Consider the following 14,030-nt stretch of genomic DNA (forward strand, 5'->3'; position numbering starts at 1 on the left):
GGTAATGACGGTATTGAGTTCCTCGATGGTCTGATCCTGAAACGCAATGCGGCTTTCCAGCCTCTCAAGGCGCTCGCCGTGGTCTTCTGCGCTCATACCAAAACTCTCCGAAACATCGGCCCCAGATAGTCTCCGCCGCGCCCTTCGGCAAGCCATGCGCACACGCGAGCGTGTTAACGTATAGGGAACCTCTTGCCGTGCTGACCCATTGAAATCAGCGAAACTGGAACAGCGGGAGCCGGAAATGGCGACCATTACGGCACACGAAAACACCCTTCACCCGGCGACGGTCGATTTCGGCGCCTGGGCGCGCCTGGCGCTGGCGGCCGTCCTGCCACTTGCCGCCTTCAGCCTCCTCAACTTCCTGTGCGAGCGCGCCGGGGTCGAACCGCGCTTCTTTTCGCCCGCCGGCCTGCCCGGCTGGGCTGGTGCCGCCATCCACCTTGTGATGCTGTTCTCGACCGGCCTCGCCATCGGCCTTGCAGCCGGCAAGAGCCGCAGCATTCTGCCATGGGGCATCGCGCTTATCCTCGCTATGATCGCCTTTCCCTTCGGCGCGGCGCCGCTCGATTCCATGACGTTGGCGCTGATGATGGCCAGCATCGTTCTGCTCGCCATCGCCACCGGCCTGCGCGTGGCAAACCTCTCGCCCATTGGCGGCTGGCTCATGCTGCCAACACTGATCTGGATTGGTTTCGGCGCCGCTCTGGGCCTAGCCATGGCAGCCGCATGGAGTCCGCCCTTTGCCCTGATCACGACCCAGAACCCCGCCCCCGCCGCAGCGTAGCCACAGGTTACCGCTAGGTGCCTTCTTGCACCGCGCGTCTCCAGCAGCCATGTGGAGACAAGCTAATTCTCTGGAGCGCCCTATGGCTCGCTTACTCAAGATCGACGTCTTCACCGACGTCGTATGTCCCTGGTGCCTCGTCGGGTCGGCCCGCCTCGATCAGGCCCTCGCCAAACTTCCCGAAGACGTCGAAGTGGTCATTGAAAACCACCCTTTCTATCTCGACCCCACGGTGCCGCCGGAAGGTGTCGATGTCGGCGAAATGCTGAAGGCCAAATATGGCCGCGACCCAAAGGAAATGTGGGCCCGCGTCGAAGGCGAAGCTGCGAAGGCTGGTATCGATCTCGACCTTTCCAAGCAGCCGCGCATGTTCAATACGGCCAAGGCGCATACCATCACCCGGCTGTCGAAAGCCAATGGCAATCAGCACGAACTGGCTAATGCCATTGCCGAGGCTTATTTCCTCGGCCATCGCCAGATCAACGACGACAACACGCTGGCCGACATCGCCGTAGAATTCGGTTGGGATCGGGGCGACGCGATCGACGCCATGAACGATGCCAACGAGCTTTCGATCACCGAGCAGCTCGCGACCTCGGCGGCCCAGCAAGGGATTCGCGGCGTGCCTTTCTTCGTCTTCGGCGAGAAATACGCCCTTTCCGGCGCCCAGCCCGATGAAGTCTTCACCCAGGCGCTCGACAAGACGATTTCCGAACTCTGATCGTCCGCGGCCTGCTATAGGCAGACCCCAAGATTCTATTTGGGGAGCACGCTGGTGAAGTATCTGCGGATCGGGATCATTGCCCTTCTGACGCTCGTGGCGGTCGCTTATGCCGGCGCCACGGGCTACATGTATTTCAACCAGCGCACGTTCCAATACGATCCGCATGGCAAGGTTGTGCCGCTGGCCGAAACCGCCCTGACCAATGCCGTGGACGTATCGATCCCGGTCGACAATTCCGTGGTCAATGGCTGGTACCAGCCGCCTCAGGCCGGCAAGCCGCTCATCATCTACTACAAGGGCAATTCCGGCAGCTTTTCCGAGGAACACGAGCGTTACGAGCGTTTCGCGTCCGAAGGCTATGGTTTCCTCGCCTTCGATTATCGCGGTTTCCCCGCCTCGCCCGGCTCGATCAGCGAAACCGGCATTCTCGACGACGCCATAGCCGCCTATGACTGGGCCAGCGCAAAGAATTTCCCCATGGTCATCTGGGGCCGCTCGCTCGGCACGGGGCCAGCGACCTATGTCGCGAGCGAAAGGGACGCAAAGGCGCTCCTGCTCGAAACCCCCTTTCTCTCCGCCGTCAGCGTTGCCGCTGAGCGCTTTCCCATTCTGCCCGTCTATTGGGTCATGCTCGACAAGTTCCGCTCCGATCAATGGATCGCGGGCGTCAGTGAACCGGTCCTGATCGCCCACGGCACGGCAGATCGCACTATCAGCGTCTCCAATGGCGAACGCCTCTTTGCACTCGCGCCAAATCCTGATGAACTCTGGATCGTCCCCAATGCCGACCATTCCGACCTCTGGGCAGCCGGCATCTGGGACCTCGCCAAGGCGTTCTTCGCGCGCTCCGGGGCGGTGAACTAACCCGGAGCCAGCCACGCCGCCGCGACCAGCCCAAGGGAGAGGGCGAGGCCGCGCTGTGCCATCCATCGACATGAATATGCAATAGGCCCATGACCAGCCCTTCCCCAACCCCCGCCATGTCCGGCCGACGCACGGCGATCATCGGCGGCCTGATGGTCGCTACCGGCCCTCTCAGCCTCACTCTCTATGCGCCGGCTTTGCCCTCCCTCGTCACCGATCTCGGCACGACCGATGCCGGCGGCAAGCTGACGCTGACCGTCTATTTCGCCGCCTTTGCCCTTGCCCAGTTGCTCTGTGGCCCGCTCTCCGATCGCTTTGGCCGGCGCAGCACCGGCATCGCCTTCTTCGCTATCTATGTGCTGGGCTCGCTCGTCTGCACCTTTGCACCCTCGCTCGAAGTGCTGCTGTTCGGTCGCATCCTGCAGGGCTTTGGCGTCTCGGCCGGCGTCGCGTTATCCCGTGCCATGGTTCGGGACCTGTTCGTCGGTCGCGAAGCCATCGGCATTCTCACCCTCATCAACCTGGTCCTGACCGTCGCCCCCGCTGTCGCCCCGACCTTGGGCAGCGTCATCATGCTCGTCGGCTCCTGGCACCTGATGTTCGTGGTCATGGGTGCCTTCGGTCTCGCCATCATCGCGCTTCTGGGCTTTTCCTCCCGCGAGACCCTCGCAGAAGAGCGCCGCGTCCCGCTGCATCCAAAGACCGTGCTCTCCAATTACGGCCGCCTCCTGCGCGCACCGGCCTTCCTCCTGCCGGCCGGCACGCTCGCCTCTGCCTTTGGCGGGTTCTATGCCTCGGCAGCGCTCCTCCCCTTCGTGCTCATCGACCAGATCGGCCTCTCGCCCTTCCAGTTCGCCATGGCCATGCTGATACAGACCGGCTCCTTCATCACCGGCAACCTCGTTGCCGGCCGGCTCTCAAAGCATATCGATGGGTGGCAACTGGTGGCTATTGGCCTCGTGCTCATCGCCCTTGCCGGCCTCGGCTATGCCATCGGTCCCCGCCTCTGGCCCGGCGAAGTTTTGGGCGTCATGATCCCGGTCGGCTTCTGGATGCTGGCCCTCGCCTGCATCAGCCCGAGCGCAACGGCTGCCGCCATGTCCGGCTTCGGCGAGATTGCCGGATCGGCCGGGGCGTTGACCGGCTTTTTCCAGATGGGCGGGGGCTTTCTTGCCTCCCTTGCCGGCACGCTCTTCTTTCCTGAAGCGCGCACGGCCCTCGTGATCCTAATGCCCGCCCTCGCCGCCGTCGCCATCGTGCTGGCCGTCGCCGATCTCCTACGCACACGCCGGGCTTGATCTCGACTCAGCCGTTGCCGGACCTGGTCCGGCAACGGCGCAGGATATGAGCCAAAAACAAAAAACGCCGCCCCGAAGGACGACGTTTTCAAAATCTGGAATATCGCGCTGACTAGCTGCGAGCAGGCGCTGCAATCAGGCCTTCGCGCTGTGCACGCTTGCGAGCCAGCTTACGGGCGCGACGGACAGCTTCAGCCTTCTGACGAGCCTTCTTTTCAGACGGCTTTTCGTAGTAGTTGCGAAGCTTCATCTCACGGAAGACGCCTTCGCGCTGCAGCTTCTTCTTCAGGGCGCGCAGCGCCTGGTCAACATTGTTATCGCGAACGACTACTTGCAAAGGTCAACTGCCCCTTCAAAGCTTGGCAAATTGGATTGGATAAAAGCGCCGTGGCCCATAAAGCCACGCCGCCGACCAGCAGAGCCGGTCACCGTGGCGGGGTCTATAGCTCAAGAATCCACCGCTGTCCACACTCGGCTCTCGGAAAAAGCCGAGTCTTGCTGGTTTTCCTTCACTCGGCTACCTACGAGCGCGTTTTTTAGGAGACCATGATGTTTCAGCCACTCGTTTTGGTGCCCGGCCTGCGCTGCGACGCCTATCTCTGGCACGCCATCATCGCACGGCTCGACATGACCGCGCCCGTCGTCGCCGACGTGTCGCTCGACAACACCATTGCTGCCATGGCCTCCCGCATTCTTGCGGCTGCCCCGCCCCGTTTCGCCCTCGCGGGTCTTTCCATGGGCGGCTATGTCGTCCTCGAAATGATCCGCCAGGCGCCCGATCGCATTACCCACTTGGCGCTCCTCGACACCAATGCCCGCCCCGACATTGAGGAGAAGAAGGCTGCGCGACACGCCGAAATGGATCTGGTGCGTCAGGGCAAGTCTTCGCTCGTCTCCCGCCTTGGCCTCCCCAATCTGCTGGCCCCCGCCAATCTCGATGGCCCTGTTGCCGCTGCGGTACATGAAATGACCATCCGCGTCGAAGCGGATGTCTATCTGCGTCAGCAGGAAGCCATCATGTCGCGGCCCGATTCCCGGCCGTTCCTTGGTGATATCGCGGTACCGACGCTGGTCGGCGTCGGGGCCGAGGACAAACTGATCCCTCAAGCCCTGTCCGAGGAAATGGCGTCGGCCATTCCTAACGCTGAACTGGTCATTTTCGCCAATGCAGGCCACCTTCCGACGCTGGAGGCTCCGGCCGCCGTGGCGTCGGCAATGCGGACCTGGCTGGCACGCTGATGAAAAGCTCTAGTCGGCCCGCACAATACGGTTGATGTGCCCCATCTTCCGCCCCGGCCGCGCTTCCGCCTTGCCGTAAAGATGCGGCTGAGTATCGCCATCGAGGCCACCCGGCACAATCTCGACTTCATCGCCAACAAGGTTCTGCATCACCACATCGGCATAGCGCCGTGGATCGCCCAACGGCCATCCGGCAACCGCACGCATATGCTGTTCAAACTGGTCGGTTAGACACACAGCCTCCGTCCAGTGCCCGGAATTATGCACGCGCGGCGCAATCTCGTTGACAACCAGGCTCGGCCGATCGCCGCCGAGCACGAAGAATTCAACGCCAAGCACACCGACATAATCGAGCGCCACGACGATCACCTTGGCCAACATGGCAGCATGCTTGGCAAGGCCAGCAGAAACATCGGCCGGCACGGTCGAGGTGAACAGAATATGGTCGCGATGCACGTTCTCGGCCGGATCGAAGGCCCGCACCGAACCATCGGCCCCGCGCGCCACGACCACAGAAATTTCCTTCTCGAAGGGCACGAACCCTTCCAGCACCAGAGGGTGCGGTTTGAGCGCAGCAAAGGCTGCCGCAGCATCCCCCGGCTCCCGCAGTACCCGTTGCCCCTTGCCGTCATAGCCAAGCCGCGTCGTCGTCAGCACCGTCGGCAACCCAAGCTCAGCCACCGCCGAATTGAGATCGTCGAGCGAATGCACCGCCCGATAGGGCGCCACAGGAATATTCTTCGAGGCGAGAAATCCCTTTTCGGCCAGCCGATCCTGCGAGATCGCCAGCGCATTGGCGCCCGGCCGCAGCGGCTTCAGGCTCGCCAGGATTTCCGCCGTCGCCGCAGGCACATTCTCGAACTCATAGGTAATGACATCGACCTGCGACGCGAATTCACGCAGCGCCGCCTCGTCGTCATATGCCGCTATGGTCTTGAACGGGGTCACATCGAAAGCCGGGCTCTGCGGATCCGGACAATAGATGTGGCTCTTCAGACCCAGCTTGGCGCCGGCCAAAGCCAGCATGCGGCCAAGCTGCCCGCCCCCCAGAATACCGATGGTGGAACCAGGACGCAGCGAGACGGGGGTATCGGACAAGGCGCTACTCGAGATCAGAGGGAAATTGCGGGACGGACTTGGTCTGGCGCTCGCGATGCGCATCGAGCCGGTCGGCCAGCTCATCATCGTTCAGCGCCAGCACGGAAGCGGCCAGCAGCGCCGCATTGATCGCACCCGGCTCGCCGATGGCCAGCGTCCCAACGGGCACGCCACCCGGCATCTGCACGATGGAGTAAAGACTATCCATGCCACTCAGCGCCTTGGAGCGCACCGGCACGCCGAACACCGGCAGCGGCGTCATCGCGGCAATCATGCCCGGCAGGTGCGCAGCGCCCCCAGCCCCGGCAATGATGATCTTGATCCCCTCGGCCTTGGCATTCATCGCGAAATCGACGAGGCGCTCAGGCGTACGATGCGCCGAGACGATCCGCGCTTCATATTCGATTTCGAGATTTTCCAGGGTTTCGGCGGCCAACCGCATGGTAGGCCAGTCCGATTGGCTGCCCATGACGATGGCAACTGGTGGCTTGAGCATGGCGAGTTCTCCCCCTGCCGCTCCGCAAAGCGCGCATCTAGCCTAAAAAGCGGCGCGGCTCAAGGCAGCAGAGGCCCCATCCGTCAGGCGATGATGTCGGGAAGCAGAATGCTTTCGAGCTGCACGATGCGGTCTTTGAGCGCCAGCTTACGTTTCTTGAGCCGTTGCACCAGCATCCGGTCGGCAAACTGCGACTGCGTCAAAGTATGGATGGCGGCGTCGAGGTCCGCGTGCTCCTGGCGCTTGGTCGCCAGCTCCAGCCCGTACTGGGCTTCCTGTTCCTTGTCGAGCTGCAGCATAGCCAAACCAATAGTCCCGCCCCAACTCACACTTGGTTAACGCATCGGACAACGTTTTGCATCTCAATTCGATCACCCCCTTTTGAGGCGGTCGACAAAGCATGAAAGATTTGTGACTATGCCTTCGTCCACGATGTCGAAGGAGTTGTCTATGACTACTGAAGGCCACATCGCAGCGCTGGAACGGCGCCATCAGGAACTGGACCGGCGGATTCAGGCAGAAATGCAGAATCGCCAGATTGATGACCTGATGGTCTCGGCGCTCAAGCGCAAAAAGCTGGAAGTGAAAGACGAAATTGCGCGCTACAATGTAATGGAGCGGCACTAGCCTGGTTGGACAACCATAGGTTTCAAACTCGGGGGTCACGGAATTTTCCGCGGCCCTTTTTATTTGCCCTCTCGACCGACGAAGCAATTCGTTAGGATTAACACCCTCTTAAGGCACTTTCCTCATTCTCTCCCAAAACGGCACACCCGATTCGTGCCGAGCAACGACATGAATTTGGGACAGGTATGACGCGCGTTCTTGTGGTCGACGACGATCCGGTGCAACTCCGCCTCACGGCTGAAATCGCGAACCGTGCCGGTTTCAAACCGCTCACCGCGACATCGGGCGAACAGGCCCTGACGATCCTGCGCGACGACCGCCAGATCGGCGCCATGATCCTCGATCTCGTCATGCCCGACCTCGATGGCATGGGCGTCATGTCGGCCATGCGCGCCGAGGGTCTGACCACCCCCGTCATCATTCAGACGGCCAACGCCTCGCTCGAAACCGTCATCTCCGCCATGCGTCAGGGCGCGGCCGATTACTTTGTGAAACCCGTCTCCCCCGAACGCCTCGTCGTCTCGCTGCGCAATGCGCTCAAGCTCGACACGCTCGAAGCCGCCATCCGCTCCGAACACGCCCGCCGCTCGGGCACCTTCTCGCCCGCCGACATGATCGCCAGCGCCCCGGCTATGGCGCGCGTCCTTGCGCTTTCTGGCAAAGCCGCCAAGAGCCCCATCCCCGTCCTTATCGAGGGCGAAACGGGCGTGGGCAAGGAACTGGTCGCCCGTATCATCCAGGGCGGTTCCGACCGCGCCGGCAAGCCCTTCATCACCGTCAACTGCGGTGCCATCCCACCCAATCTGGTCGAGTCCGTTCTCTTCGGCCACAAGAAGGGGGCCTTTACCGGCGCCATCGCCGACCAGCCCGGCAAATTTGCCGAGGCCCACGGCGGCACGCTCTTCCTCGACGAAGTCGGCGAACTGCCACTCGACACGCAGGTGAAACTGCTGCGTGCCCTCCAGGAAGGCGAGATCGAACCGGTCGGCGCCTCCCGCCCCGAAAAGATCAATGTCCGCCTCATCTCGGCCACCAATCGGCGCCTCCTCAACCTCGCCAAGTCAGGTGAATTCCGCGAGGACCTGTTCTACCGCCTCAACGTCTTCCCCATCTACGTGCCGCCCCTGCGTGAGCGCCTTGAAGACCTGACAGCGCTCGTCTCCCACTTCATCGCCCGTTTCGCCGCCGAAGCCGGCAAGCGCGTCCTCGGCATGACCCCCGCCGCGCATGACCTCCTCGCCGCCTATGACTGGCCGGGCAATGTCCGCCAGCTCGAAAACGCCGTCTACCGTGCCGTTGTGCTCGCCGATGCCGCCTTCCTCGAAGCCGACGATTTCCCACAAATTCTGGCCCAGTCCGTCGGCCGCGAGGAAGCTGTCCGCGCCACCGAGCAAGCAGCAGTGCTCGCCGCACCCGTCCATATTGATAGTGCCCCGGCTCGTCTTCGGACTGAACCGGCCGTGCAAACAATGCAGGATCGCTTCCTCAATGCGTCTGGCGACCTGCAGGCCCTTGCCGATATCGAGCGCGAAGCCATCGCCTTTGCCATCGACTATCACGGCGGCCGCATGTCCCGCGTCGCCCGCGCCCTCGGCATCGGCCGCTCGACGCTCTATCGCAAACTGCACGAATACGGCATGGCCGAAGGCCTGATCAACGACGCTGCGTAAGCGAAGTTGATCGCCGCATAGCCCTGCTTGCCGTTTGGCATAGCCGCTGTGCCCGTACGGCCCTTGCGCTATGGCACGGCGGTGCTTTAGAGCACGGGCAATATCGGCAACCCCAGTAGTCCTCATGGTGAGGTGCGGAGCGTTAGCGCAGCCTCGAACCACGAGGGCGTAGCACTGCACTGTTGAGGTCTACTGAATTTCTCAGAAGGCCCCAAAATGATCCGCCTCGAAAGCATCGGCAAGCAAAACGGCAAGCAGATTGTCTTCATCGAGGCGTCGGCGACCCTGCTCAAGGGCGAGAAGATCGGTCTCGTCGGCCCCAATGGCGCTGGCAAGACCACGCTTTTCCGCATGATCACTGGCGAAGAACAGCCTGACGAAGGCCAGGTTTCGGTCGAGCGCGGCACCACCATCGGCTATTTCAGTCAGGATGTCGGCGAAATGTCCGGCCGCAGTGCAGTCACCGAAGTCATGGATGGCGCCGGCCCCGTCAGCGCCATCGTCGTCGAAATGCGCGCTCTCGAAGCCGACATGGGCAATCCCGACAAGGCCGACGAGATGGATGCCATCATCGAACGCTACGGGGAAATCCAGCACCAGTTCGAAGAACTCGACGGCTATTCGCTCGACGGCCGCGCCCGCGAAGTGCTTGACGGCCTCGGCTTCTCCCAGGAAATGATGGACGGCGATGTCGGCGCCCTTTCCGGCGGCTGGAAGATGCGCGTTGCGCTCGCCAAAATCCTCCTCATGCGTCCCGACGCACTGCTCCTCGACGAACCCTCCAACCACCTCGACCTCGAAAGTCTCATCTGGCTCGAAGCCTTCCTGCAGAATTATCAGGGCGCCCTGTTCATGACCTCGCACGACCGCGAATTCATGAACCGTATCTGCACCAAAATCGTCGAGATCGACGCCGGCACGCTGACCACCTATTCCGGCAACTACGAATTTTATCAGCAGCAGCGCGCCATCGCCGAGAAGAACCAGCAGGCCCAGTTCGAGCGCCAGCAGGCCATGCTCGCCAAGGAGCTCGATTTCATCGCCCGCTTCAAGGCCCGCGCCAGCCACGCCGCCCAGGTCCAGAGCCGCGTCAAAAAGCTCGACAAGATCGACCGTGTCGAGCCGCCCAAGCGCCGCCAGACCGTCGAGTTCGAATTCCGTCCTGCTCCGCGCTCCGGCGAAGACGTCGCGCTGTTGAAGGGTGTATCCAAGAGCTACGGCTCCCGCGCCATCTATGACGGCCTCGATTTCCACGTCCGCCGCCGCGAACGTTGGGCCATCATGGGCATCAACGGCGCCGGCAAGTCGACATTGCTAAAACTCGTCACCGGCACGACCGAGCCCGATACCGGCACCGTGTCCCGCGGGCCCTCGGTAAAAATGGCCTATTTCGCCCAGCACGCCATGGACGTGCTCGAAGGCGACATGACCGTGTTTCAGCAGCTCGAATATTCATTCCCGCAGGCGGGTCAGGCCCCGCTCCGCGCCCTTGCCGGCTGCTTCGGCTTTTCCGGCGACGAAATCGAAAAGAAGTGCCGCGTCCTCTCGGGCGGCGAAAAGGCGCGCCTCGTCATGGCCATGATGCTCTTCGATCCGCCGAACTTTCTGGTGCTCGACGAGCCGACCAACCACCTCGATATCGCCACCAAGGAAATGCTAATCTCGGCGCTGAGCCAATATGAGGGCACCATGCTCTTCGTCAGCCACGACCGCCATTTCCTCGCCGCGCTCTCTAATCGCGTGCTCGAACTGACCCCCGAAGGCGTGCATGCCTATGGCGGCGGCTACACCGAATACGTCGCCTCCACGGGCCGCGAAGCGCCGGGCCTTCATAGCTGAGGCTTTTGACACCAGGCCATCAGTCCCGCTGGCCCCAACCGAATTCGCCATAGCGAATTCGGTGACACCTCCCCGTTGACGGGGAGGAGGATGGGAGAGGGGCAGGAGCCACGGCGCGGTGGGCCCTTCCCTAACAAACCCCTTCACAATTTCATAAAACCCGCTGCGTTAACCTTATTCCTTACCCGATCATTAAGACCTTGAGACGATTTTGGGCCTCATGTTTAGGCGCATATCGACGAGGCCAAAAATGAAGCGTTCCGCCATTGTGATTTCCGCTCTCCTGACGCTGACGGCGTCTGCCGGAGCTGCTGATCTGGGCTGGAGCAGTGCGCCGGCGGCCACTTCCCCACTCTATTCATCGTCCTCCGCAGCCAATTGGAACGGCTTCTACGCGGGTGTGAACGGTGGCTACCTCTGGGGCAACACCACCAATAGCCCGGCCTTTGCCAATACCAACAACAATAGCTCGGGCTGGACCGCTGGCGGCCAGGCTGGCTTCAACATGGACATGGGCGGCTTCGTGATCGGCGCGGAAGCCGACCTGCAGTGGGCCAACCTCGCCTATAGCGAACCGGCCGGCGCCCCCGGCACGTTCGAAGCCAAGCTCGACATGTTCGGCACCGCCCGCGCCCGCGCCGGTGGCACGTTCGGCCAGGTCATGCCCTATGTGACCCTCGGCGCCGCCTTCGGTCGCGGCACCGGCCAGTTCGTCAATGGCGGCGTCACCACCTCGCAGTCCGCTACCCACTTCGGCTGGACCGCCGGTGTCGGCATCGAAGCCAAGGCCACCGACAATCTCTCGGTCAAGGCCGAATACCTCTATGTCGACCTCGGCAGCCAGAACTATAACGGCTTCGGCGCCGGCCGCGAAATCGGCCACAAATTCAGCGTCATCCGCGCCGGCGTGAACTACGCCTTCTAAGAGAACGCCCCCGACTTTGAGGGCGCGGCGTGCCAGAGGAACCCGAAGTACGGGTCTTCGCGGCACTCCGCGCCCTCCGCTTTTGTGTCCGCGCTATTGGAGCAATAGAAATCCGGTCAGCAGAATGGCGGTGAATGCGCCATTGAGCGCCATGGCGATACCAGCGAAGGCCCCCGCCATGTCATTGACCTGCAGGGCCCTGGCCGTACCGATGCCGTGCGACGCTACCCCGACCGCAAAGCCGCGAGCCGCGTAGTTCTTCGTGCCCAGCGCATTCATCAGCGGGGTCACGATGATGGCGCCCGTCACCCCCGTTAGAATGACCAGCACTGCGGCGAGCGAGGGAATACCGCCCAGGCTCTTGGCCAGTTCCATGGCAATTGGCGCGCTGACCGATTTCGGCGCGATGGACGCGAGAACCTCCGGCGGCGCCCCGAAGATGGCGGCAATCGCCAGCGCGCTTCCCATGGCAGTGATGGAACCGGCGACGAGCGCCACGGCGATCGGCACTAGGGAACGCTTGACCGCCGCCAGGTTGCGATAGAGCGGCACAGCCAGCGACACCGTTGCCGGCCCGAGCAGAAAGTGCACGAACTGCGCGCCCTCGAAATAGGTAGGATAGGACGTGCCGGTCAGCAGCAGCACCGGAATAAGCATGGCTGCGCTGAGCAACACGCTATTGGCCAGCGGCGAGTTGCCGAGCAAAGCGCCGATGCGCAGCGCCAGCACAAAGGCAACCAGCGTGGCGCCGAGCCAGGTCAGCGGCGAGGTAGCAAGGTAGACCCAGATTTCGCTGAAACTGCTCATCGCGACATCCACCGCTCGGTGAGGATGAAAACGCCCACGGTCACCACCAGCGTCAAAGCCGTCGACGCCACAACCGCCAGCAATAGCGGCCCGCCCCAGGCACGGATCAATTCGCCATGCTGCATGATGCCGACTGCCGAGGGCACGAAGAGCAGCGACAGGATACCCAACAGGCCATCCGCCGATGCAATCACGGGCCTTGCCCGGTCGCCCATAAGCGCCAGCAGCCCCACGAGCAGCAACATGCCGATGACCGGCCCCGGAAAGGCAAAGGCGGGCACGATCAGTCTCAGGATTTGCACCAGCGTCTCGCCGGCCAGCTGACACAGGATCAACAGGGCAAAGCCCGCCACCCAATCGGCCGGGCGCAGCGGCTTGGCGACCACATCAGTCATTTGAACTATCCGTGTTGGAGCGCGCCCTAGTTGAGCGCGTTCTTCACGATTCTGCCATTGGCCATGATGACGGGCATATGCGCGCCATCGCCCTGCAGCAACGAGATATCGGACAGTGGATCGCCATCAACGACCAGCAAGTCGGCAAAGGCGCCTTCAGCGACAACACCCACCTGCCCCTCAAGGCGGCAAAGCTTGGCGCCAATCACGGTCGCGGAACGGATGATCTCTTCGGGCGTCAGCACTTTGGCGAGGAGTTCAAACTCCATGCCGTGATACTTGCGCAGCTGCCCGAGAAGATCCGAGCCGAAAGCCATGGGCAGACCGGCATCGCGCATGATTTCGAGCGAGCGCAGGCCGCCGCTGCGGACCACCTCGATCTTGGCAAACTCGGCGGCGCCGAGACCAAGCGCTTCGCCTTCGAGCGCCAGTGCGTCATAGGCAACCAGCGTCGGCACAGCGATGCAGCCCCTTTCAGCAGCCTTCCTCGCCGTATCGGGTTCGATCAGGTTGCAGTGTTCGAGCGAATGGACACCAAGCTCGACGCAACGGGCAATCGACTTGTCGGTGTAGACATGCGCGGCGACATAGAGGCCGGCATTCTCCGCCTCTTCCACCATGGCGCTGATTTCGTCGCGCGAATACTGGATCGAGTGGATCGGGTCATTGGGCGAGGAGACCCCGCCATTGGCCATGACCTTGATGAAGTTCGCGCCTTCCTTGATCATCGTGCGGCACGCCGCGCGGACATTGTCGACGCCGTCTACAATAAGACCCATGGAGCCCACGCGATCGGAAAACAGGCCAGGCCGATCATCGGTGCGCTGACGCAGGTCGGCGTGGCCGCCGGTGGTGGTAAGCCCCTTGCCACAGATGACAAGCCGCGGACCATTCAGCAGGCCTTCATTGACCGCCCGCACCAGCCCGTAATCAGCACCGCCCAGATCGCGCAGCGTTGTGAAACCACGCTGCAGCGCCTCTTCCATCACCCGCGCCGAGCGCAGGGCGGCAAGCGAAGCGGGGGCGATCATATTGGCCCAAAGGTCGAGCGTTTCGGCAACGACATGCACATGGCAGTCGATTAGCCCGGGCATGATCGTCTTGCCCATAAGATCAATCACTTCCACGCCTTCTGGCCGCGACAGGTCCGCGCCGATAGCGGCGATACGCTGGTCTTGCACCAGCACATCGAGTCCCTGGCGCAGGATGCCGGCCTCGGCGTCGAGCACATTGCCGCCGGTGAAGAGATAGGACTTGGTCA

The 14,030-nt window shown here is 62.4% G+C and carries 17 protein-coding genes; 9 read left to right on the forward strand and 8 right to left on the reverse strand.

The window, feature by feature from the left end; translation table 11 throughout:
• Positions 1 to 255, reverse strand: a 255-nt coding sequence (locus J0I64_RS22665; protein ID WP_366933759.1) for a SlyX family protein, incomplete at its 3' end; no start/stop codon positions are given.
• On the opposite strand from J0I64_RS22665, the gene J0I64_RS16720 reads away from it, so the two are divergent.
• The 4 genes from J0I64_RS16720 to J0I64_RS16735 all read left to right on the forward strand — a co-directional run bounded on the left by J0I64_RS16720 (position 245) and on the right by J0I64_RS16735 (position 3,673).
• Positions 245 to 787 (forward strand): hypothetical protein, encoded by a 543-nt coding sequence (locus tag J0I64_RS16720; RefSeq protein WP_291410269.1) that lies wholly within the window; start codon positions 245 to 247, stop codon positions 785 to 787. The two genes, J0I64_RS22665 and J0I64_RS16720, sit on opposite strands and share 11 nt — an antisense overlap.
• Positions 788 to 869: 82 nt before the next feature.
• Positions 870 to 1,508: a DsbA family oxidoreductase gene (locus J0I64_RS16725; RefSeq protein WP_291410271.1), complete on the forward strand. Its 639-nt coding sequence runs from the start codon at positions 870 to 872 to the stop codon at positions 1,506 to 1,508.
• 54 nt (positions 1,509 to 1,562) lie between these two features.
• The gene (locus tag J0I64_RS16730; protein ID WP_291410273.1) at positions 1,563 to 2,375 is read left to right on the forward strand and encodes an alpha/beta hydrolase; all 813 of its coding nucleotides are present in this window, start codon (positions 1,563 to 1,565) and stop codon (positions 2,373 to 2,375) included.
• 89 nt (positions 2,376 to 2,464) lie between these two features.
• On the forward strand, positions 2,465 to 3,673 hold the full coding sequence (locus J0I64_RS16735; protein ID WP_291410275.1) for a multidrug effflux MFS transporter: 1,209 nt from the start codon (positions 2,465 to 2,467) through the stop codon (positions 3,671 to 3,673).
• Positions 3,674 to 3,785: 112 nt separating this feature from the next.
• Here J0I64_RS16735 and rpsU read toward each other — a convergent pair whose 3' ends face one another.
• Positions 3,786 to 4,010, reverse strand: a complete 225-nt coding sequence (gene rpsU / locus J0I64_RS16740) for a 30S ribosomal protein S21 (RefSeq protein ID WP_092419552.1) — start codon at positions 4,008 to 4,010, stop codon at positions 3,786 to 3,788.
• Positions 4,011 to 4,222: 212 nt separating this feature from the next.
• Here rpsU and J0I64_RS16745 point away from each other — a divergent pair, with 212 nt between their 5' ends.
• Positions 4,223 to 4,912 (forward strand): alpha/beta fold hydrolase, encoded by a 690-nt coding sequence (locus J0I64_RS16745; protein ID WP_291410280.1) that lies wholly within the window; start codon positions 4,223 to 4,225, stop codon positions 4,910 to 4,912.
• Between the two features lie 9 nt (positions 4,913 to 4,921).
• On the opposite strand, the gene J0I64_RS16750 is transcribed toward J0I64_RS16745, so the two are convergent.
• From J0I64_RS16750 to J0I64_RS16760, 3 genes are all read right to left on the reverse strand, one after another.
• Positions 4,922 to 6,010 (reverse strand): 5-(carboxyamino)imidazole ribonucleotide synthase, encoded by a 1,089-nt coding sequence (locus tag J0I64_RS16750; protein WP_291410282.1) that lies wholly within the window; start codon positions 6,008 to 6,010, stop codon positions 4,922 to 4,924.
• 4 nt (positions 6,011 to 6,014) lie between these two features.
• Positions 6,015 to 6,506, reverse strand: coding sequence for a 5-(carboxyamino)imidazole ribonucleotide mutase (gene purE / locus J0I64_RS16755; RefSeq protein WP_291410284.1), 492 nt, complete (start codon positions 6,504 to 6,506; stop codon positions 6,015 to 6,017).
• 83 nt (positions 6,507 to 6,589) lie between these two features.
• A complete protein-coding gene (locus J0I64_RS16760) occupies positions 6,590 to 6,805 on the reverse strand; it encodes a DUF465 domain-containing protein (RefSeq protein WP_291410286.1) in 216 nt (71 codons plus the stop codon).
• A 151-nt stretch (positions 6,806 to 6,956) separates the two neighbouring features.
• On the opposite strand from J0I64_RS16760, the gene J0I64_RS16765 reads away from it, so the two are divergent.
• From J0I64_RS16765 to J0I64_RS16780, 4 genes are all read left to right on the forward strand, one after another.
• The gene (locus J0I64_RS16765; RefSeq protein ID WP_291410288.1) at positions 6,957 to 7,133 is read left to right on the forward strand and encodes a DUF465 domain-containing protein; all 177 of its coding nucleotides are present in this window, start codon (positions 6,957 to 6,959) and stop codon (positions 7,131 to 7,133) included.
• A gap of 185 nt (positions 7,134 to 7,318) precedes the next feature.
• On the forward strand, positions 7,319 to 8,803 hold the full coding sequence (locus J0I64_RS16770) for a sigma-54 dependent transcriptional regulator (RefSeq protein WP_291410290.1): 1,485 nt from the start codon (positions 7,319 to 7,321) through the stop codon (positions 8,801 to 8,803).
• A gap of 216 nt (positions 8,804 to 9,019) precedes the next feature.
• On the forward strand, positions 9,020 to 10,642 hold the full coding sequence (locus J0I64_RS16775; protein ID WP_291410292.1) for an ABC-F family ATP-binding cassette domain-containing protein: 1,623 nt from the start codon (positions 9,020 to 9,022) through the stop codon (positions 10,640 to 10,642).
• A 250-nt stretch (positions 10,643 to 10,892) separates the two neighbouring features.
• On the forward strand, positions 10,893 to 11,567 hold the full coding sequence (locus J0I64_RS16780) for an outer membrane protein (protein WP_291410294.1): 675 nt from the start codon (positions 10,893 to 10,895) through the stop codon (positions 11,565 to 11,567).
• 93 nt (positions 11,568 to 11,660) lie between these two features.
• Here J0I64_RS16780 and J0I64_RS16785 read toward each other — a convergent pair whose 3' ends face one another.
• The 3 genes from J0I64_RS16785 to J0I64_RS16795 all read right to left on the reverse strand — a co-directional run.
• On the reverse strand, positions 11,661 to 12,374 hold the full coding sequence (locus tag J0I64_RS16785; RefSeq protein ID WP_291410296.1) for an LrgB family protein: 714 nt from the start codon (positions 12,372 to 12,374) through the stop codon (positions 11,661 to 11,663).
• Positions 12,371 to 12,769 (reverse strand): CidA/LrgA family protein, encoded by a 399-nt coding sequence (locus tag J0I64_RS16790; RefSeq protein ID WP_291410297.1) that lies wholly within the window; start codon positions 12,767 to 12,769, stop codon positions 12,371 to 12,373. Before J0I64_RS16790 ends, J0I64_RS16785 begins: the two co-directional genes overlap by 4 nt.
• A 26-nt stretch (positions 12,770 to 12,795) precedes the next feature.
• Positions 12,796 to 14,030, reverse strand: a 1,235-nt coding sequence (locus J0I64_RS16795; protein WP_291410299.1) for an amidohydrolase family protein, incomplete at its 5' end; no start/stop codon positions are given.

Origin of the sequence: Devosia sp. (genome assembly GCF_017307565.1) — a bacterium.
Lineage (GTDB): Bacteria > Pseudomonadota > Alphaproteobacteria > Rhizobiales > Devosiaceae > Devosia.

What these genes read in the sequence shown, in the direction of transcription:
- J0I64_RS16775 (WP_291410292.1), top strand. Translation starts at nt 9,020, where the DNA reads ATGATCCGCCTCGAAAGCATCGGCAAGCAAAACGGCAAGCAGATTGTC.
- J0I64_RS16765 (WP_291410288.1), top strand. Translation starts at nt 6,957, where the DNA reads ATGACTACTGAAGGCCACATCGCAGCGCTGGAACGGCGCCATCAGGAA.
- J0I64_RS16725 (WP_291410271.1), top strand. Translation starts at nt 870, where the DNA reads ATGGCTCGCTTACTCAAGATCGACGTCTTCACCGACGTCGTATGTCCC.
- J0I64_RS16770 (WP_291410290.1), top strand. Translation starts at nt 7,319, where the DNA reads ATGACGCGCGTTCTTGTGGTCGACGACGATCCGGTGCAACTCCGCCTC.
- purE (WP_291410284.1), bottom strand. Translation starts at nt 6,506, where the DNA reads ATGCTCAAGCCACCAGTTGCCATCGTCATGGGCAGCCAATCGGACTGG.
- J0I64_RS16720 (WP_291410269.1), top strand. Translation starts at nt 245, where the DNA reads ATGGCGACCATTACGGCACACGAAAACACCCTTCACCCGGCGACGGTC.
- J0I64_RS16780 (WP_291410294.1), top strand. Translation starts at nt 10,893, where the DNA reads ATGAAGCGTTCCGCCATTGTGATTTCCGCTCTCCTGACGCTGACGGCG.
- J0I64_RS16735 (WP_291410275.1), top strand. Translation starts at nt 2,465, where the DNA reads ATGACCAGCCCTTCCCCAACCCCCGCCATGTCCGGCCGACGCACGGCG.
- J0I64_RS16760 (WP_291410286.1), bottom strand. Translation starts at nt 6,805, where the DNA reads ATGCTGCAGCTCGACAAGGAACAGGAAGCCCAGTACGGGCTGGAGCTG.
- J0I64_RS16785 (WP_291410296.1), bottom strand. Translation starts at nt 12,374, where the DNA reads ATGAGCAGTTTCAGCGAAATCTGGGTCTACCTTGCTACCTCGCCGCTG.
- J0I64_RS16790 (WP_291410297.1), bottom strand. Translation starts at nt 12,769, where the DNA reads ATGACTGATGTGGTCGCCAAGCCGCTGCGCCCGGCCGATTGGGTGGCG.
- J0I64_RS16745 (WP_291410280.1), top strand. Translation starts at nt 4,223, where the DNA reads ATGTTTCAGCCACTCGTTTTGGTGCCCGGCCTGCGCTGCGACGCCTAT.